We start from the raw sequence: 18,360 nt of genomic DNA on the forward strand, positions 1-18,360 counted from the left end.
CTATTCCGACTCGCTATCCTCTACGTAGCGCTTCATTGCCCCAAAAATGCTCGAAACTCCCTTGGCCCAGTTCGGATCTTCAGCATATTTGCGGTTCACCCACTTTATAGCATCTGTACCCTCTGGCCGATCCTTGCTCCACTTGTTGACCGTCTTGGAAGCGATTCTCGCCGAATCTTCCAGCGTCGTGTTGTATTCCTCATAGCTGTGAAAAACATTGAACGGATTATTGATCATTTTCTTCGCGAGTTTATGAGACCTTGGCACAAAAGCCTGCTCCTGACCGGTAATCGCAAACAGGAGCAGCGGGTGTATATCAAATTCTTCGGCCGCCTTTAAAATGATATCCCGGTACTCCGCTTCCGCCAATAGGGAATTCTTCGCTTCCAAATACGCGGTCAGACGATCGACATCGACAGCTGCATAACGAAGCTCATTAGGCAGCTCGTTCAGGCGCGTCTGCGGCACCGGTGCGGGCTGGGGCAATGCGGGACGCAGCGCGACCGGCGGCTGCAGCTCCTGAGGCAGCATGGGCGCCAACCTGATCCATCCATAAATAAAAGATGCAGCTAGGACAATCGCGCACAGCAGCGCATACAACCGAGGCCGCTCTTGAAGCGACCAAGGCTTGTCCGGATAGATGCGCTTCCCAGAAGTGGGCGCAGCATCAAGTCCTTCTCCGGCCATCGCATCCTGCGCCGCTCTTTCCTCCCATAGCGCGGTTTCTACTTCGAGCAAGCGCCATTGCTCAGGCTGCAGTTCTGCTCCGTCCTGTGTAAGTGACAGCTGTGCCTTAGCCTGCCTGATGTACTGACTGAACCGCTGCGGATCGAGCGTCCGCTGAAGCCGAGATTCCGCCCACGCTCGAAGAATGTCCACCCACTCGCTCGCCGTATCATCGCGCCGTAAACAGGCGGCAAACACGTGCTCGGCGCCGACGGGAATTTGCTGGCGAGTAACCACCTCGTCTAACAGCTGTCCCGTCAGGATTAACCGCTCCTCTTCTGCGTAGGCAGGAAGCTGCTTCATGACGATTCGCTGCATGGCGTCGGTGACAATCTCGGCATGCCGCTCGCTTGGCAGGCCGGCATACTTACGCGTGACATAGTGCTGAATGTTTCGAACATCGGCCGGCGTCAAAAAGACGGCGCTTTCACTCCGCATCGATCATTCCCCCGGACAAGTTGTTGGTATGCTTATTTTACCACAACTTTCCTTACTGAGGGGTAGCTATTGCGAGGATTTTCGCTTGAATTTCGGACGAAAGCACATAGTTTCGAATCTGTTCCTTCTCGCCCGCGGTGAATTGAAAATCGCAATCGCACCCCGCGTCCTGCGGCACAATTTGGGCAATGACACCGCTATGCGTGCAGATAACTAGCGCTGTCAGCTCCGTGATCGACTGATGTACTTGAGACTCGTCTTCCACGTCGATTCTGAGCTCGATATCGATCCACTGTTCGTCCCTTCTTTCGATCGTCGGGTATAACCCGGTCATTCGCATTTCGCGGATATCGTCGGAATCGTATTGAATCATAGGTCAGATCTCCTTTAATGAAGAAACAAAAAGCGCCCAAAGGCGCTCCTTGCGTGCATCTTATATTCTATTATAGCCGTTATCGCCGCTTATGGCAGCATCGTCGTTCCCATTAGGTAGCGGTCAACCTCGCGAGCGGCTTCGCGACCTTCGTTGATTGCCCATACGACCAAGCTTTGGCCGCGGCGCATGTCGCCTGCCGCGAACACTTTGTCCACGCTCGTGCGATAGTCGCCGTACTTCGCTTTGATGTTCGAACGGCGGTCTTGCTCTAAGCTCAACTGGCTGATGATCGTATTCTCCGGTCCTTCGAAACCGACTGCGATGAATACGAGATCTGCCGGCCAAACGCGCTCCGTGCCCGGAATTTCCGTATAGATCCGGCGTCCGGTCTCATCGACCGTACGTTGGATTTGCACGGTGTGCAGCTCTTTCACGTTACCATTCTCGTCGCCGACGAATTTCTTCGTCAGCACGGAGAATTGACGCGGATCTTCGCCATACAGCGCGCGCGCTTCTTCATGCGCATAATCGAGCGTGTAGACGTTCGGGAATTGCGGCCAAGGGTTCTTCTCTTGATCGCGTTCCAGCGGTGCTTTCGCGTGCGTACCGAACTGCGTCACCGATTTGCAGCCGTGGCGCAGTGCCGTCGCAACGCAGTCCGTACCCGTGTCGCCGCCGCCGATGACGATAACGTCCTTGTCTTGAGCCGAGATGTAGTTGCCATCTTCGAGGTTCGAATCCAGGTAGCTCTTGATCGTGCCGTTCAGGTAATCCATCGCCAGATGAATGCCCTTCAGCTCGCGGCCTTCGATATCCACCTCACGCGCTTTCGTCGCGCCGCCGCACAGGACGACCGCGTCGAAATCCGATACGAGCTGGTCAGCCGAGATGTCTTTGCCGATCTCCGTGTTCGTCGTGAACGTGATGCCTTCCGCTTCAAGCAGGTCTACACGGCGCTGTACGATTTTCTTGTCCAGCTTCATCGTCGGGATGCCGTACGTGAGCAGGCCGCCGATGCGGTCCGCGCGCTCGTATACCGTTACCGTGTGTCCAGCCTTGTTCAGCTGTGCCGCGCAAGCAAGGCCTGCAGGGCCGGAGCCGACGACGGCAACGCGCTTACCTGTGCGCATGAGCGGAGGCTGCGGTACGACCCAGCCTTCTTCGAAGCCTTTGTCGATAATCGATTGCTCGATCGTCTTGATCGTGACAGGGTCGCCGATCAAGCCTACCGTACAGGAGCCTTCGCACGGAGCCGGACAAACGCGCCCCGTGAATTCAGGGAAATTATTCGTTTTATGCAAACGGTCAAGCGCTTCGCGCCACAAACCGCGGTAGATTAAGTTATTCCATTCCGGAATGAGGTTGTTGACCGGGCAGCCGGATGTGCCGCCAGGCAGTTCAATGCCGGTGTGGCAGTATGGCGTGCCGCAATCCATACAACGGGCGCCCTGCGTACGAAGCTGATCGCTGCTGAAGTGCTTGTGGAACTCGTCCCAATCCTTTATTCTCTCTAGCGGACTGCGGTCAGCGGGCAGCTCGCGCTTGTAGTCCATAAATCCTGTTGGTGTAGACATGATCGCTTATCCTCCATCCTTTTTCCCGTTACCCTGGTACAGCAATTCTCTATCAAACTATATCGGGATTCTAGCTTTTATTCAAGATCAATCTTTCGTACCCGGGCCAAAACCATTTACAATATCGTAGCAATTGCACCTAGCGCTGTTAAATGGATTATCCGTATAATCATTTGCACTTTAACGCATATAAGCGTCACAATCATAAAGCTCTTCACTAGCTAATGAGAGGCCATTCTATCATACGTCAGGATGCAGAAATCGTACGCGTTCTTCTCGTCTGCCGAGCGGCAATCCCGCGACGAAACCTTCCATTCGTGCTCGGATAGCGCAGGAAAAAAAGCATCAGCCTCAAAATCGGCCTCCACTTCGGTGAGCACGATCGTATGCGTGAACGGCAAAAGCTGTGCATAAATATTCGCACCGCCGATGACCATGAGATCCTCGCCATACACCCCGTTGTTATAGTTCCTAAGCGCCTCTTCCACAGAACGGACAAGTTCGCAGCCCTCAGGGGCCTGCGCCATCTCCCGGCTCAACACGACATTGCGCCGATTCGGCAGCGGCCTGCCCAGCGACTCGAACGTCTTGCGGCCCATCAGAACGGTTTTGCCCATTGTCGTTTGTTTAAAATGCGCCATCTCGGACGGCAACCGCCATAGAAGCTTGTTGTCTAATCCGATTGCCCGGTTGCGGGCCATTGCGGCGATTTGAATGACAGCCATTCGCACAGCCCCTTTCTTCATTATAATGGCGACATTCACGCGCTTCGTCGGATGATGCTTCCGACCATCTTTCAACAACGATGCGCGGCTGCCACCCGACTAGCGCCCCGGCATCGGTTCCGACATAATGCTCCGATGCTACCACGCTCATAACCGAACATTCCGGATGTACAACCAGAGAATATTCGTGTGATTGCTCAAGATTCAATATCGACTTCCAACTCGTCTTATCGCAGTCTGCAGAACGTATTCCCTTCTCGAGAAACCTTGATAAGTCCAAAACTCCTTCACAAACGGGCATAAAACCGGGATACTGGCCCAAATCAGACCTGCTTCATCCTATTCAATACGAGAACAGCTTACAATCATCCAGAAAAACACGATAATTAAAGCCGTGCTGAACACGTAACACCAAGCGTTATATCCTCCATCATACCATTTCCCGTGTCATTTGTCGTTTCCTTTTGAGCGAATATTCGACAAAATTTCACGAAAAACCGAACGAACCTGTTATTGTCACTTGCTACAAATTAACTATTCGGCGTCTAACCCTAATGTAAGCGATTGCTTTGGCACAACAAAAGAGTCGCTCCATCCTTCTCAGGATGAAACGACTCTGAAGATTCTAAGCGTATGCGATTACTTCTTAGGCGCCAGCGTGTGGATCGGGTGACCCATCGCCAGTTCAGCCGTATCCATCGTGATCTCGCCAAGCGTTGGATGCGCATGGATTGTGAGGGCGATGTCTTCGATCGTTGCGCCCATCTCGATCGCAAGGCCAAGCTCCGCGATCATGTTGGATGCTTCGACGCCCGCGATTTGCGCGCCGAGCACAAGGCCCGTGTCTGCGTCATGAACGAGCTTCATGAAGCCGTCTGCGCCGCCCAGTGTTACAGCACGGCCATTGCCGCCGAACGGGAACTTGCTGGATTTCGCGTTGTAGCCTTTTTCTTTCGCTTCTTTCTCGGTGTAACCAACCGCCGCGCACTCCGGATCGGAGAATGCAACAGCCGGGATACATTTGTAGTCCACTTTGGACGGCAGTCCCGAGATGGCTTCCGCTGCGACTTTCGCTTCGTAGGACGCTTTGTGCGCGAGCGCAGCGCCAGGTACGATATCGCCGATTGCATAGATGTGCGGGATCGATGTGCGGCATTGGTCGTCGACTTCGATCAGACCGCGATCCGTCATTTTGACATTGATCAGGTCCAGGCCAAGCTCGCCGTCCGTGTTCGGACGACGGCCAACCGTAACGAGCAGGTAGTCTGCGGTGACGGATTTCGTCTCGCCGTTCACTTCGTAGGTTACCGTGACGTCTTTGTCGGTTTGCTCAGCGGATTTCGCAAGCGCGCCGTTGACGATGTCGACTTTGTTTTGTTTCAAGTGTTTCACGACCAAGGAGCTCATGTCCTTGTCGAAGCCCGGCATGATCGTGTCCGCGCCTTCGAGGATCGTGATTTCCGTGCCGAACTTGGAGTACATTTGGCCAAGCTCGATGCCGATGTAGCCGCCGCCGATAACGACCATGCTCTTCGGCACTTCGTTCAGGGACAGCGCTTCTGTCGAGGACAGGATGCGGCCGCCGAACGGGAACGGCTTCAGCTCGATCGGACGGGAGCCCGTCGCGATGATGCAGTTCTTGAAGCGGTAGCGAGGCGCTTCCTGCTCGTTGAACAGACGCGCTTCGTTCTCGTTGATGAACATGGCTTCGCCTTGGAACATTTGAACTTTGTTCGCTTTCAGAAGCATCTCGACGCCGCTCGTCATTTTGTTGACGACGGAGTTTTTGTAATCCTGTACTTTCGTGAAGTCGACCGACACGTTCTCCACGGAAAGACCGAATTGGTCCGCGTGCTTCATATGCTCATAGTGGTGAGCGGAATTGATAAGCGCTTTGGACGGAATGCAGCCGACGTTCAAACATACGCCGCCCCATTTGCCTTTGTCGACGATCATGACTTTCTGGCCGAGCTGAGCTGCGCGGATCGCCGCGACGTAACCGCCTGGGCCAGCGCCGATGATTAGTGTATCGATATCGAGTGAAGCGTCTCCTACTACCATGGTTATACCTCCATTACGAGCAGTTGCGGGTCAGCCAGCAGCTGCTTGATGTAGTTCATAAAGTTTTGAGCCGTTGCGCCGTCGATTAGACGGTGGTCGAAGCTAAGCGAGAGTGCCATGACAGGTGCTGCTACGATCTGGCCGTTCTTCACGACAGCCTTCTCGGAGATGCGGCCCGTACCCAAAATTGCTACCTCTGGGAAGTTGATTACCGGTGTAAAGAACATACCGCCTGCGGAACCGATGTTCGTGATGGAGATCGTGCTGCCTTTCATCTCGGCAGGCGTCAGCTTGCCGTCGCGGCCGCGCGTCGCCAGATCGCGAATTGCGTCAGCAACCATCCATACGTTCTTACGGTCCGCGTCATGGATAACAGGCACGATCAAGCCATTGTCCGTATCCGTAGCAATACCAATGTTGTAGTACTTCTTGTACACGATCTCTTGGCTTTGCTCGTCGAGCATCGCGTTCATGATCGGGAATTGACGGCATGCCGCCACAAGCGCCTTCACGATGAATGGCAGATAGGTCAGCTTGACGCCTTTCTTCTCCGCCATCGGCTTCGCTTTCGTGCGCAGCGCGACGAGCTCGGTAACGTCCACTTCGTCCATGATCGTAACATGCGGAGCCGTGTAGACCGATTTGGACATGGCATTTGCAATTGCTTTGCGGATGCCTTTGAACGGAACGCGCTCTTCAGGACGCTCGCCCGCAACGACAACCGGAGCTGCTTTGGCTTCGCCTTGGGATGGCGCAGCAGCTTCCGCTTGCGCGCTAGCCGCCGGTGCCGCAGCCGCGCCGCCGCCGGATGCGAATGCTGTAACATCTTCGCGCGTAATACGGCCGTTCTTGCCGGAACCTGTTACGGAAGCGATGTTAACGCCTTGCTCGCGAGCGAACTTACGTACGCTAGGCGTCGCGAGTACGTTCGCGTTCGAAGCAGCTGGTGCCGCTTGAACTGCAGGTGCCGCCTGAGCAGGAGCCGCGCTCTCAGTCGCCGCCGGTTGAGCTTCAGCCGCCGGAGCGCTGTCGCCAGCCGGAGCCACGCCTTCTGGAAGATCGCCTTCCGCGTCGATGATCGCCACAACTTCGCCAACATGGCACACTTGGCCGTCTTTCGTGAACACTTCCAATACTTTGCCGTTTACCGGACAAGGCACTTCTACGATCGCCTTGTCGTTCTGTACTTCCATGATGATATCGTCGTCCGTCACGCTGTCGCCGGGCTTAATGTGCATTTTGACGATTTCGCCTTCATGCAGGCCCTCGCCCAGCTCAGGGAACCGGTATTCAAACTTTGCCACTTCCGTTACCTCCTCAAAGGTTGGTGAAGCGAAGCGAGGGTAAGCCCCGCATCCGCTCCAATCAATCTTCCCTCGTATCCATTTGGGTTGTTATATATTTAAAATTCCCGTACTTTGTTGACGGCCGCGATGATGCGGGCTTGCGACGGCAGCCAAGCGTCTTCAACTTGGGCAAACGGATATACCGTGTCCGGACCCGCTACGCGGAGAACCGGCGCCTCCAGGTGAAGGATGGCTTTCTCGTTGATTTGCGTGATAATCTCGGCAGCGGCGCCGGAAGTCTTCTGCGCCTCTTGCACAACGATCGCGCGGTTCGTCTTCTGAATCGAAGCGACGATCGTGTCGATGTCGAGCGGAAGCAGTGTGCGAAGGTCGATGACCTCTGCGCTAACACCTTGCTTCTCAAGTTCTTCGGCAGCTTTGACGGCCGTGTGCACCATCATGCCGTACGCGATGATCGTGACGTCTTTACCTTCGCGAACGATATTTGCTTTGCCGATCTCGACCGTGTAATCGCCTTCCGGAACTTCGGCGCGGAATGCGCGATACAGGTTAAGATGCTCCATGAAGAATACCGGATCGTTGTCGCGAATGGCGGAGATCATGAGACCCTTCGCATCGTATGGGTTCGAAGGTACGATGACCTTGATACCCGGCGTCTGGATGGCCAGACCTTCGAGCGAGTCCGTATGCAGCTCTGCCGCTTTAACGCCGCCGCCGAAAGGCGTACGGAATACGATTGGCGAGTTGTAGCGGCCGCCGGAGCGGTAGCGCATGCGCGCGGCTTGTACGAACATTTGATCGAGTGCTTCGTAGATGAAGCCGACGAACTGAATTTCGGCGATCGGACGGAAGCCTTGGATACCCATGCCGACTGCCATGCCCGCGATCGCGGATTCCGCCAGCGGCGTATCGAAAATGCGGTCTTCCCCGAATTCTTCTTGCAAACCTTCCGTAACGCGGAATACGCCGCCGACTTTACCTACGTCCTCGCCGAAGGCGACAACGTTAGCGTCGCGTTTCATCTCCAGACGCATTGCGTCGCGGATCGCTTCCAACATATTCATTTGTGCCATGGTTGTTGGTTCCTCCTAAAAGTATTGTGGAGCTATACGTCTGCGTGGTGCATCGAACAAAACTCGTTCCGAAAGCATACGCTTTATGTTTTTTGTGAGCCCTAACTTCTTCTAGCTCTCTTTATTCTAAAGGGGAGCTCGCTCCCCTACGCAATCCATCTTATTGGAAGTCGGCTTTCTGCTCTTCCAAGTGCTGAGGCGTCGTCTCGAACATCGTGTCGATCAAGCCGGCAACCGTCATTTTCTCGGTTTGCTCCGCTTTCTTGATGTGCTCGTTGACCGTCGCTTTCGCTTCCTCTTTCACGCGGTTCGTATCCTCTTCGGTCCAGAGACCTTTCTTCTCGAGGAATTTGCCGAAGCGGATGAGCGGATCTTTCAGCGCCCACTCGTTCTCTTCGTCTTTGGTGCGGTATTTCGTTGCGTCGTCCGCCATCGAGTGTGGACGGAAACGGTACGTCAGCAATTCGATCAGCGTCGCGCCTTCGCCGTTACGGCCGCGCTCTGCAGCTTCGTGAACCGCTTTGTATACAGCCAGCACGTCCATGCCGTCAACTTGCACGCCTGTGATGCCTGCTGCAATCGCTTTGTGCGCGATCGATGGTGCAGCCGTCTGCTTCGCGAACGGCGTCGTAATCGCGTAACCGTTGTTCTGAACACAGTAAATGACCGGAAGTTTGTATACGCCGGCAAAGTTCATACCTTCGTAGAAATCGCCTTCGGAGGAACCGCCGTCGCCTGTGTACGTGATCGCGACACGCTTCTCGTTCTTCTTCTTGAATGCCATTGCGACGCCTGTCGCATGAAGGATTTGGGCGCCGATGATGATTTGCGGCATCAAGACGTTCACGCCCTCCGGAATTTGGCCGCCATGCTGATGGCCGCGGGAGTACAGGAATGCTTGGTACAGCGGAAGACCGTGCCATACGATCTGCGGCATGTCGCGGTAAGCCGGAGCGATGAAGTCTTCTTTGTTCAGCGCGTATTCGCTGCCGATCATCGAAGCTTCTTGGCCGGACACCGGCGCGTAGAAGCCCAAACGGCCTTGACGGCCCAGGTTAACGGCGCGTTCGTCCCAAGTGCGGGTAAATACCATGCGATACATCAATTCTTTAAGTTGGTCATCCGAAAGATTCGGCATTAAATCGGGATTAACGACTTCGCCTTCAGGCGAGAGAATGGACAACGGATAAACCGGTTCCGTTTGAACTTCGTAAGGCAGCTTGTTTAACAGCTTGCTCATTAAGGTTCACCTCAGCTTAATATTTGAAAAAACACAGGTCACTGTTATAGAATGATTATAACCCTGTTTAATCCGAATGGTCAAAGCATAAAATCGTTTTCACCTTTGATAACTCGCACATTTGGGGAATTATCGTCTCGAATTGTATATGTAACAGGATCATTTATTCTATGGTACAGAATAATACAACAAGCGAAAAGCCGCCTGGTAAGGCGGCGGGCATTCTTTCCCTTCTTTTTGTTTACCCGTAATGCCGATTACTCATGCAAACCGAGAGGAGATTTTCAACCATGACCGATGCCCGCTATTTGAAACGCACGATCGTGAAGGACGAGGTCGACAGCCGCTATTTGCCGGAAGGCAGGCGCGACCTTCGCGTCTTTTTGCCGCCAGGCTATAACGAAGTGCTGAGCTACCCTGTCGTTTATTGCCAAGATGGCGAAGACTTTTTCAATTTCGGCCGCGTGGCGACGATCGCCACTCAGCTCATTCTCGACGAGGGAATCGAACCCTTTATCATCGTAGGCGTTGATGTCGATAAGTCGAAACGGACGAATGAATATTCTCCGGACGGCACGCTTCATGACGGATATGTGCGATTCTTCGCGGAAGAACTTCTTCCTTATATAGAAGGCAAATATGCCGCGCGGCGCGAACCGGCGCACCGCATTCTAGCAGGCGACTCGCTAGGCGGCACTGTCTCGCTGCACATCGCCCTAAGCCATCCGAATCTATTCAATCGCATTATCGCCTTGTCCGGCGCATTCTATCCCGTCTCGCAATCCATCGCTTCGCAAGCAGGCGATTTGAGCGAGATGGAGCTATTCATGATCGTCGGTCTTCAGGAGGATGCCTACGAAACCGACCGCGGGGTCTATAACTTCGTGGCGATTAACCGAGAGATGAAGGCCATTCTAGAGTCCAAAGGCGCCAAGATCCATTACGGCGAGCATGATGGCAAACACGTATGGGGATTTTGGCAGAAGCATATCCCGGCATCGCTCACAACTTTTATCAAACCTGAGTATTAAACATTTGGGCTGGCCAGACATTGCAAAAAGACCGCACTCGACTAATCGAGCACGGTCTTTCTTATAGTTATCCTCGCCCGAAGCGAACCCTGTAGTTTAGACGCCGGCAAACTTCTCTTGACGAATCCGGTTTAACAGCCGATCGCACCCTTCGCTCACGAGCTCGTACGTCTCCTCGAAGTTGCCGGTATAATATGGATCCGGCACGTCGCTTGTTTTGCGCTCCGGGAGCAAATCCATCAGCTTGAACACCTTTGGATGCCCGTCGCACTTACTGCCGAATACGGCTCTAGCATCGCGTTCGTTGTTCCCGTCCATGCATACGATATAGTCAAAATCGGCATAGTCGTCAATTCTCACTTGACGCGCCCGCATGCCCTCGTACGAGATGCCGTGTTCGTCCAACAGCCTCCGTGTCCCTTCATGGGGAACTTTGCCCAGATGCCAGTCACCCGTACCCGCGGAATCAACCCGGATGACATCCGCGAGCCCTTCCGCTTCCACCTTGCTCCTGAATACCGCTTCCGCCATGGGAGAACGGCAAATATTGCCCAAACAAACGAATAACACGCCAATCATAGACGCTCTCCTTTCTTCGCGGCTTGTTCTGCCGCTTTTGCCTGCTGATGGTCGTCCTGATGCACGGATTGCGCCAATGCGTATTTCAGAGATCGTCTTGGCAGCCGCCATTTGAACTGAACTGACATCATGCGGAAAGCGACCACGACGATGAACAACGTTAATAATTCCAGCGGCGTCTCAAACCAACCCAATCCGACAGCCGCTCCGGCCAACATCGCCCAGACGGCGTAAATTTCGTCCCGCAGCACAAGCGGCTTCCTTCCTGCCAATACGTCGCGGATCATGCCGCCGCCGATTCCCGTCAGCATTGCAGCGACGATTACCGCCGACAACGGATGCTTGCCCGTCGCGTATAGAGCCCCCTGGATCGCGAAAGCCGACAACCCGATAGCGTCGAAAAACGCCTCGCTGCGCCGCCAATGCTGTATCCAGCGCACCGGCAGGACAAACGCGATCGTCATCGCCACGACAGCCGTCTTGAGCAGCATCCCTTGCGACCAAAGCGTCGTCACCGGCACGCCGATCAGCAGGTTGCGTATGACACCGCCGCCGAATGCGGTCACGAGGCCCAGCACGTAGACGCCAAGAATGTCGTACTCTTCTTCCATGGCCACGATCGCGCCGCTCACCGCGAAGGCAATCGTACCGATAATGCTGAAAATCGTAAAGACGTCCATATCCACATGCCAGTTCAAGGAATGATGCCTCCGCCTGCCCGCTCGACTCTTCGATGCCATCCCATAATGTCGAACGGTGTCCGTATTTTTCACATTCCCATTTTAGCCGCGCGGTCCGCTTGGCGCAAGAAACTTTTTGCAGTGAACGAGCATGATAGATATCGAGAAGAGACCAAGCGGTGTGACGTTATTCCCTCTAACTGGTCAAGAGGCATGGAACCTTAGTATACTGGTGCTTATGCAGCATTTTTACGAAAGGAGGAACCACCATGCTCAAACAGCGCATATTAATTTTTACAGGTGGACGGCTTGGGCCTTGGGCTATCGGTCTTGTGCAGCCGAACGACTATCTGATCGGCGCGGACAGCGGCGCCTATTTCCTTGTGGATAACGGCTTTGCGCCTGATCTTGCCATTGGCGACTTCGATTCTGTGTCCGGGCAACAGCTCGCATTGATTCGCAGCCGCAGCCGCCGCTTCGAGACGTGCGATCCCATCGATAAAGATTATACCGATACGGAATTAGCGTTCAGGCAAGCCTTGGCACTGGAGCCGCGGGAGATCGTCCTTGTCGGCGCGCTCGGCACGCGCTTCGACCACTCGCTGGCCAACGTTCACCTGCTGCGAGGCGCGCTCGAACGTAACGTGCATGTGTCGATCGTCGATGCCCATAACCGAATCCGGTTAACGGACCGCGAACTATCCGTCACGCCGGGCGGTTACAGCCACGTATCGCTTCTGCCCCTTACGCCGGTGGTGAACGGAATCGATTTGTATGGCTTCCGTTACCCCTTACATAATGCCTCCTTAGAGATCGGCCAGTCGCTCGGCATCAGCAACGTGCTGGAAGACGAGATCGGAACCGTCCGTATTCGCGACGGCTTGCTGCTGGTCATCGAAAGCAAGGATTAACACATATCCTCCCGTTCGCTAACGCGCAGTATTAACCGCTCTTGTATGCTGTTTGCCGCTTACGCCTACCGCGCGTCATGACGGTCCGACTGCTGCCTAGCAACCCTATCGGGTTTTATGAATGGCCAGGTTCGTCGCTTGGCGTCTCGATGGTTAGCCCAGGAACATATTTTCGCTTCATTTGGTTACGCGCTTTGCGATTCGCCTTGCTATCGAACACAATATCCATGTCGTAATCTTGGCCGGGGTACAACTGATCCGAAGGAATGTAGAGCGACAGCCGCTTACGGTTGAATGTCAGCTTCTGTTTCTGCACTTGCACGATGACTTCCCCCCGTTCATCCGCGGCTCGGAACACGATGCCCGTTCGTTTGAGCGGATAGATCCAAACGCAATCGCCGACTTGAAACACGCGCTTCGCCGTCCCGTTCTCCAGTCCGTCGGCATCGTTTATCCCTTGTCCGCGCTTCGCACTGACCGACTCTACAGGTCGTTGGCGCGGCTTCTTCTGCGTCGTCCCTCTTTCGTAAGGCTCCATAGCGACTACCGCAGCCGGCTTCTCGCCTTTCGCAAGCGCAGCCCTCGATTCCGCCCGAGCGATCACTCGTTCCGGCAATCCGAATCGTCTGGCGATGGCGAAAGCGTAGCTGTCCCCCGCTTCTCCGATCTCTAGCTGATAGAGCGGCCGAAGCGTCTGCGGATCGAATGCCATCCGCGCGTTCTCGCAGCCGTCCGTGCTCGCCGCGAACCGTTTAATCTCGTTAAAATGCGTCGTCGCCGCAACCAGAGATCCCCGGACGAGCAGCTCTTCCAATACCGCGATCGAGAGCGCAATCCCTTCGCCCGGATCGGTGCCTGCCGCAAGTTCGTCCAGCAGCAGCAGCGAGCGCTCGCCGGCCGCATCTAGCATCTCCTTCAAGTTCGCCATATGCGCGGAGAACGTGCTAAGCGATTGCTCGATGCTCTGTCCATCGCCGACGTCGGCGAGAATGTGTGTGAACAGACCCAGCTCGGTTCCTTCGGCGGCAGGGATGAGCAAGCCGGATTGCGTCATGAGGGCCAGCAGCCCAATTGTCTTGAGCGTGATCGTCTTGCCGCCCGTATTCGGTCCCGTGATGACGAGTTGCTTCCAGCCGAATCCGAATTCCACGTCGAGCGGCATGGAAGATGCGCCGAGCAGCGGATGTTTCGCCTTCACGAGTTTGATGACCGGCTGCGCGGCCAACTTCGGCGCGCGGCCATCCCACGTCCGCGACAACTTTCCTCTGGCGAAGATGAAGTCGAAGGAAGCCATCGCTTCGACGTTCCATTTTAGCCCGCTCGCATACGCCTCCGCCAAATCCGATAACCCGGATAAAATGACCGTTCGTTCCCGCTCCTCCTCCGCTTTCCACATTTGCCATTCGGTTTGAAGCTCGGCGACGTCGACGGGTTCCACGAACAAGGTTTGCCCGCTAGCCGACTCATCCCAGACCGTCCCTGGCACTTGCTTGCGCAGTTCACGCTTGACCGGGATCACGTAATGCCCGTTGCGCTTGCTGACGATCTGCTCCTGCAAGGCGTTCTTGTACTTGCTCATCGTCTGGTTCAACCGCCGTTCGATCCGATCTTCGGCCGCGGCCAGATGCCGCCGGATATCCGCGAGGTAGGCGCTCGCTTGATCGGTGATCTGTCCATACCGCAGGCAGCGATCCAATTCGTCCCGAAGCTTCTCGCAGTCTTGCATCGAATCGGCATAAGCGCTTATCGTAGGCGCCATGGTTTGTTTCGAGGCCATGTACCGCCGCATCTGCGCGACCGCCGCCAACCAGTTGGCGAGAAACTGCAGCTCCTGCTCGTTATAAATACGACCTTTGCCCAGCAGCTGCATGAAGGGCTCCATCCCTTCCATGGCCGAGAGCGGAACGCTCGCGCCAGTCGCAAGCAGTTTCGCCGCTTCTTCGGTTTCGCATAACCAGGCGCGCACCGTGCTTTCATTCGTGCTTGGGCGGTGTTTGGCCGCAAGCTGCGCCCCAGCCGGCGATACGGTAAATTCGCGCAGCCGATTTTGAATATTGTCGAATTCCAAACGTGTCATGCTTGTTGCGTTCATGGTAGAAGCCTCCTGGCATTCGTATTGGTTTACATGGATCAAAGGCGTTGCGCACCCGAGTCAGCCGTTGGATCAGTAGCCTTCTCTTCGTTGCGAACGCCAAAAAGGGCCGGAAGCGCATGCGCTCCCGGCCCTTTTCATCACAACGGCTCTCCCTTGGACTCACTTCTAGCGTAAAAGAACAATGCGGGACGCTCTCGATCCCCAGGATCGCGATACCATCGCACGTTCCATTCGCTAGTGAGTTCAAAAAAAAACAGCGTGCTCGAAGAGCACGCTGTTTCAGCCGTTGCAGGCGGAAATCTTCATGTTCTTAACTCCTCAACTCGGCAGCAGCGAACACAAAGCTGACCTGTCACAAAAGACAAGACTGCTCCGTACGTCATTCTGCTGTCGAATATGAAATTACGAGTTAAGAACACCAGCAAACATCAAAATTTCCCCTTGCCATGTAAGATGGTTCCATCATAACTGCAATAGCGGCTGCCCGTCAAGCGACTTATCCTAAACGCTTACTTGAAGTCCGCTGTATGCAAAGGCTACTTGGCTCGGAAGCGCGTAATCGCGCCGCAGATCGATATCATGCGACATATGCGTAAACCACGTGCGCGCAGGCTTCAATTCCTCCAGCAGCTGCAGCGCCTCCTTCACGTCGTAGAGGGAACGAGTCTCGACCGGATAAGGCTCTTCATAGAAGCTCGTGCCCAGCACCAGCAGGTCGAGCCCCGCAAGCGGCGCTCGCTGTTCGGACGTCAATGCGATCGAGTCCGAGCAGTACGCCCACGCGCGTCCGTCGGTCGCATGCGTGAATTTGAACGCATACGAGTAGCCGTTCTTGCCATGGTTCACCAACCAGGAATCGAACTGCCATTCGCCGAACGTCATCGTTTCCTCGAGCGGAATGAATCGAACGTTGCGCTCAAGCCAAGGATAGCGTGTTAGAATTTCGCGGATGACGTCCGCTCGCGCGAACGCTTCCCCGCGGCGTTTCAGCCAGCGGCAAGCGTCCGCCCACTCCGCAAGTCCTGCGATATGGTCAAAATGGGCATGGGTGATCAGGATGCGGTCGATGAACCGGTGTCCCGCCATCTCCATCTGCTCGCGCCAATCGGGCCCGCAATCGATCAGCATCTCGCCGAACGATGCGTCGGCGAGATGCACGAGCGGCCTTCTTCTCCGGTTCACGCCGCCGCTCCGCGCTTCAGCGCACACGTCGCAGGAACAATAAACCCGGGGGACTCCCATGGAATCCCCCGTGCCCCAAAAACTGATCGTCGTCATGTTACTCCTCCAAGCTGCCTTGCGTTCGTTCTAGAGCGGTTTGAGCGGAAGCTGCTCCGCTTCGTTAAGCTTAGCCATCATGGCATGCCATTCGTCCGGTTTCGCCGGCAGCGCGCTGTAATACGTATTCAGAAATTGCTGGATAAGCGACGCCGGCAGTTCTGTCAACTCTTCGTCGGCTGGCAGGAAAGACAGATCCAGACCGCTGACCGCTTCTCCGTTCTCTTCCCACGATGGATGTACGTACGGGAAGTCGATCCGCTTGTAACCAATATGGGAGAGTACTTCCCGTCTTACATAGGGGTTCATTGGCGTAAGACCGTCGAACTTCTCCTCGACTTGCGATGGATTATAAATTTCGGCGAACATGCCGATCGGCTCGGTTCCGCTAGCTGCGGCCAATCTTGCGATGTCGCGCTCGCGCCCGCGGAGCAGGAAACGTCCGATGCCAAGCCCTGCTTTGCCGATGATCGTAAAATCGGTCATGGCCACGCGCATATCCGCATAATACCGATACTCCGTCGCACCGACGACCTCACCTTCATGCACGGCGACATATACGTGAATGCTCTCGTCTTGAAGCGGCCCCTCCCATTTGTCGAAAGCAAGCACTTCCTCGGGCGGGAAAATGGTCTTCATCAAATTGTGCATGCTTGCAAATAGCGGATCTTGAATGGACTGTATACGTATGTACTCCACTTCGTTGCCCCCTCGTTATTCTTGGTTGTAAAACGGATTGCGCCATTCCATAAGCGCAGCGTAATGCAGCGACTCTTCGTCCTCCAGGTAATGCGCCACAACGCCAACGGGAAGTCTGCCGCAGCGGAGCAGGAACGAGAGGACCGGGTCACGGCGCTGGCCGTTCACGACGTCCTCCACGTACTGTTCCGGCGTCGCTTCGTCAGAGACGAGATGATAACCCGGCATGCGCCCGCCGCCCAGCAGTCTCCTCAGCCTCAGATGGACGACGACTTCATACATCGTCTGCATAAGCCATTTGCCAATGCCATACTTACGGTAGGCCGGGATGACGCACACGTCAACCACGTAAAGCGTCTCGCCATGCGGCGCATGGTTGCGAATATAGCCATTATCCGTAATAGTGGCCCACGTATGGCTGCCAGACAGCTGCGCATCGTCGACGATAAGCGCGGTCATGGAACCAATCAATCGACCGTCCTCCTCGACGCACAGCGCGCCTTCCGGAAAGCGCGACACATGCTCATTCAATTGCGCCTCGTTCCACCACAGTTCCGCCGGGAACGGCGGCGGAAAACTCTGACGCTGTATCTCGATCATGCCTTCGATATCCGCAAGCCCGTAGTTCCGAATGACAATCTTCTTTGGAGCGCCGTCCGCGTAAACGATCAGCTCTTTGCGCAACTACTTCTCACTCCCAGTCCGGGTACAAATCAACTCTGCGGTCGCGCCATGTCGTCACGGAACCGGCCGCGCGAACGTCCTCGAGCAGCGTCAGATCCAAGTCCGCCACGACGAGCATGTCGTCGTTCATGACTCCCTCGGCTATAATGCCAGCCGGCGGGAACGGGATATCGTTCGGCGAAATGATGGCGGCCTGACCGAAATTGGCGCGCATCAGATCGACCTTGCGCAGCGAGCCGACCGTACCGGTCGTCACGATGTAGACTTGGTTCTCGACCGCGCGCGCATGGCAGCAATAACGTACGCGGTGGAAGCCGTGGCGGTCATCTGTGCACGAAGGGCAGAAGATAACGTCCGCCCCTTGCGCGCGCGCCATCCGCACGATCTCCGGAAACTCGATATCATAGCAGGTCAGCATGGCGATCGTGCCGAACGGCGTATCATACACGCGAAGCGCATCCCCTGGTGCCATATCCCAGCCTTCCACTTCCGTCGGCGTTAAGTGCAGCTTCGGCTGCACCTCCACGCGGCCATCCGGATAGAACAGATGCGCAGCATTCTGACGCTTGTCTTCCGCGACTTCGATCACATGCGTGCCACCGATAATATGCATCCGATATTCAGCCGCAAGCCCTCTGAATAGTTCGATATATTGCTCTGTGAACTCGGGCAGCCGGTCGATCGTCAGCGCCTCGCCGCTCTCATCGCCGATGGAGAGCAGCTGCGTCGTCATAAATTCCGGGAACAGCACGAAATCCGCGCCATACTCGGAGGCATTGCGTATGTAATGCTTCACTTGATGCGCAAATTGCTGAAAGTTCTCAATATCTGCGAGCTTATACTGTACCGCGGCGACTCTGAATTTCATATTCCATCGCTCCTC

Annotated in this window: 17 protein-coding genes; 2 read left to right on the forward strand and 15 right to left on the reverse strand. The window is 55.2% G+C overall.

Annotated features, from left to right (window positions below; translation table 11 throughout):
• The 8 genes from ACFFSY_RS31150 to pdhA all read right to left on the reverse strand — a co-directional run bounded on the left by ACFFSY_RS31150 (position 1) and on the right by pdhA (position 9,520).
• Positions 1 to 1,164 carry a hypothetical protein gene (locus ACFFSY_RS31150; protein WP_377501636.1) on the reverse strand — a complete coding sequence of 388 codons (1,164 nt, stop codon included), beginning with the start codon at positions 1,162 to 1,164 and terminating at the stop codon, positions 1 to 3.
• Between the two features lie 52 nt (positions 1,165 to 1,216).
• On the reverse strand, positions 1,217 to 1,537 hold the full coding sequence (locus ACFFSY_RS31155; protein ID WP_377501638.1) for a hypothetical protein: 321 nt from the start codon (positions 1,535 to 1,537) through the stop codon (positions 1,217 to 1,219).
• An 89-nt stretch (positions 1,538 to 1,626) separates the two neighbouring features.
• Positions 1,627 to 3,114, reverse strand: coding sequence for a glutamate synthase subunit beta (locus tag ACFFSY_RS31160; protein ID WP_377501640.1), 1,488 nt, complete (start codon positions 3,112 to 3,114; stop codon positions 1,627 to 1,629).
• 221 nt (positions 3,115 to 3,335) lie between these two features.
• Positions 3,336 to 3,839, reverse strand: a complete 504-nt coding sequence (locus tag ACFFSY_RS31165) for a dihydrofolate reductase (RefSeq protein ID WP_377501642.1) — start codon at positions 3,837 to 3,839, stop codon at positions 3,336 to 3,338.
• A gap of 639 nt (positions 3,840 to 4,478) precedes the next feature.
• Positions 4,479 to 5,900: a dihydrolipoyl dehydrogenase gene (gene lpdA, locus ACFFSY_RS31170; RefSeq protein ID WP_377501644.1), complete on the reverse strand. Its 1,422-nt coding sequence runs from the start codon at positions 5,898 to 5,900 to the stop codon at positions 4,479 to 4,481.
• 2 nt (positions 5,901 to 5,902) lie between these two features.
• The gene (locus tag ACFFSY_RS31175) at positions 5,903 to 7,204 is read right to left on the reverse strand and encodes a dihydrolipoamide acetyltransferase family protein (protein ID WP_377501646.1); all 1,302 of its coding nucleotides are present in this window, start codon (positions 7,202 to 7,204) and stop codon (positions 5,903 to 5,905) included.
• Positions 7,205 to 7,302: 98 nt separating this feature from the next.
• Positions 7,303 to 8,280: an alpha-ketoacid dehydrogenase subunit beta gene (locus ACFFSY_RS31180; RefSeq protein WP_377501648.1), complete on the reverse strand. Its 978-nt coding sequence runs from the start codon at positions 8,278 to 8,280 to the stop codon at positions 7,303 to 7,305.
• A 160-nt stretch (positions 8,281 to 8,440) separates the two neighbouring features.
• Positions 8,441 to 9,520, reverse strand: coding sequence for a pyruvate dehydrogenase (acetyl-transferring) E1 component subunit alpha (pdhA, locus tag ACFFSY_RS31185; protein ID WP_377501650.1), 1,080 nt, complete (start codon positions 9,518 to 9,520; stop codon positions 8,441 to 8,443).
• Between the two features lie 290 nt (positions 9,521 to 9,810).
• Between pdhA and ACFFSY_RS31190 the strand changes: the two genes are divergently transcribed.
• The gene (locus ACFFSY_RS31190; RefSeq protein ID WP_377501652.1) at positions 9,811 to 10,551 is read left to right on the forward strand and encodes an alpha/beta hydrolase; all 741 of its coding nucleotides are present in this window, start codon (positions 9,811 to 9,813) and stop codon (positions 10,549 to 10,551) included.
• Positions 10,552 to 10,647: 96 nt separating this feature from the next.
• On the opposite strand, the gene ACFFSY_RS31195 is transcribed toward ACFFSY_RS31190, so the two are convergent.
• Together ACFFSY_RS31195 and ACFFSY_RS31200 are read right to left on the reverse strand one after the other, a co-directional pair.
• Positions 10,648 to 11,130 carry a low molecular weight protein-tyrosine-phosphatase gene (locus ACFFSY_RS31195; protein ID WP_377501654.1) on the reverse strand — a complete coding sequence of 161 codons (483 nt, stop codon included), beginning with the start codon at positions 11,128 to 11,130 and terminating at the stop codon, positions 10,648 to 10,650.
• Positions 11,127 to 11,810, reverse strand: coding sequence for a trimeric intracellular cation channel family protein (locus tag ACFFSY_RS31200; protein ID WP_377502125.1), 684 nt, complete (start codon positions 11,808 to 11,810; stop codon positions 11,127 to 11,129). The genes ACFFSY_RS31195 and ACFFSY_RS31200 overlap by 4 nt, the downstream gene beginning before the upstream one ends.
• A 269-nt stretch (positions 11,811 to 12,079) precedes the next feature.
• Between ACFFSY_RS31200 and ACFFSY_RS31205 the strand changes: the two genes are divergently transcribed.
• Complete coding sequence (locus tag ACFFSY_RS31205; RefSeq protein ID WP_377501656.1) at positions 12,080 to 12,721, forward strand: thiamine diphosphokinase; 642 nt, start codon at positions 12,080 to 12,082, stop codon at positions 12,719 to 12,721.
• 115 nt (positions 12,722 to 12,836) lie between these two features.
• On the opposite strand, the gene ACFFSY_RS31210 is transcribed toward ACFFSY_RS31205, so the two are convergent.
• From ACFFSY_RS31210 to ACFFSY_RS31230, 5 genes are all read right to left on the reverse strand, one after another.
• On the reverse strand, positions 12,837 to 14,813 hold the full coding sequence (locus tag ACFFSY_RS31210) for an endonuclease MutS2 (protein ID WP_377501658.1): 1,977 nt from the start codon (positions 14,811 to 14,813) through the stop codon (positions 12,837 to 12,839).
• 504 nt (positions 14,814 to 15,317) lie between these two features.
• Entirely contained in the window at positions 15,318 to 16,094 is a 777-nt protein-coding gene (locus ACFFSY_RS31215; protein WP_377501660.1) for an MBL fold metallo-hydrolase, read from the reverse strand.
• 30 nt (positions 16,095 to 16,124) lie between these two features.
• On the reverse strand, positions 16,125 to 16,793 hold the full coding sequence (locus tag ACFFSY_RS31220; protein WP_377501662.1) for a GNAT family N-acetyltransferase: 669 nt from the start codon (positions 16,791 to 16,793) through the stop codon (positions 16,125 to 16,127).
• A 15-nt stretch (positions 16,794 to 16,808) separates the two neighbouring features.
• On the reverse strand, positions 16,809 to 17,477 hold the full coding sequence (locus ACFFSY_RS31225) for a GNAT family N-acetyltransferase (RefSeq protein WP_377501664.1): 669 nt from the start codon (positions 17,475 to 17,477) through the stop codon (positions 16,809 to 16,811).
• A gap of 7 nt (positions 17,478 to 17,484) precedes the next feature.
• Entirely contained in the window at positions 17,485 to 18,345 is an 861-nt protein-coding gene (locus ACFFSY_RS31230) for a carbon-nitrogen hydrolase family protein (RefSeq protein ID WP_377501666.1), read from the reverse strand.
• Between the last annotated feature and the right edge of the window lie 15 nt (positions 18,346 to 18,360).

It is taken from the genome of Paenibacillus aurantiacus (assembly GCF_042431225.1).
Classification (GTDB): Bacteria; Bacillota; Bacilli; order Paenibacillales; family Paenibacillaceae; genus Paenibacillus_Z; species Paenibacillus_Z aurantiacus.

Excerpts from the sequence above, each read along its gene's own strand:
- ACFFSY_RS31200 (WP_377502125.1), bottom strand. The coding sequence starts at position 11,810 with ATGGACGTCTTTACGATTTTCAGCATTATCGGTACGATTGCCTTCGCG.
- lpdA (WP_377501644.1), bottom strand. The coding sequence starts at position 5,900 with ATGGTAGTAGGAGACGCTTCACTCGATATCGATACACTAATCATCGGC.
- ACFFSY_RS31165 (WP_377501642.1), bottom strand. The coding sequence starts at position 3,839 with ATGGCTGTCATTCAAATCGCCGCAATGGCCCGCAACCGGGCAATCGGA.
- ACFFSY_RS31210 (WP_377501658.1), bottom strand. The coding sequence starts at position 14,813 with ATGAACGCAACAAGCATGACACGTTTGGAATTCGACAATATTCAAAAT.
- ACFFSY_RS31215 (WP_377501660.1), bottom strand. The coding sequence starts at position 16,094 with ATGACGACGATCAGTTTTTGGGGCACGGGGGATTCCATGGGAGTCCCC.
- ACFFSY_RS31150 (WP_377501636.1), bottom strand. The coding sequence starts at position 1,164 with ATGCGGAGTGAAAGCGCCGTCTTTTTGACGCCGGCCGATGTTCGAAAC.
- ACFFSY_RS31205 (WP_377501656.1), top strand. The coding sequence starts at position 12,080 with ATGCTCAAACAGCGCATATTAATTTTTACAGGTGGACGGCTTGGGCCT.
- pdhA (WP_377501650.1), bottom strand. The coding sequence starts at position 9,520 with ATGAGCAAGCTGTTAAACAAGCTGCCTTACGAAGTTCAAACGGAACCG.
- ACFFSY_RS31155 (WP_377501638.1), bottom strand. The coding sequence starts at position 1,537 with ATGATTCAATACGATTCCGACGATATCCGCGAAATGCGAATGACCGGG.
- ACFFSY_RS31195 (WP_377501654.1), bottom strand. The coding sequence starts at position 11,130 with ATGATTGGCGTGTTATTCGTTTGTTTGGGCAATATTTGCCGTTCTCCC.
- ACFFSY_RS31160 (WP_377501640.1), bottom strand. The coding sequence starts at position 3,114 with ATGTCTACACCAACAGGATTTATGGACTACAAGCGCGAGCTGCCCGCT.
- ACFFSY_RS31230 (WP_377501666.1), bottom strand. The coding sequence starts at position 18,345 with ATGAAATTCAGAGTCGCCGCGGTACAGTATAAGCTCGCAGATATTGAG.
- ACFFSY_RS31180 (WP_377501648.1), bottom strand. The coding sequence starts at position 8,280 with ATGGCACAAATGAATATGTTGGAAGCGATCCGCGACGCAATGCGTCTG.
- ACFFSY_RS31190 (WP_377501652.1), top strand. The coding sequence starts at position 9,811 with ATGACCGATGCCCGCTATTTGAAACGCACGATCGTGAAGGACGAGGTC.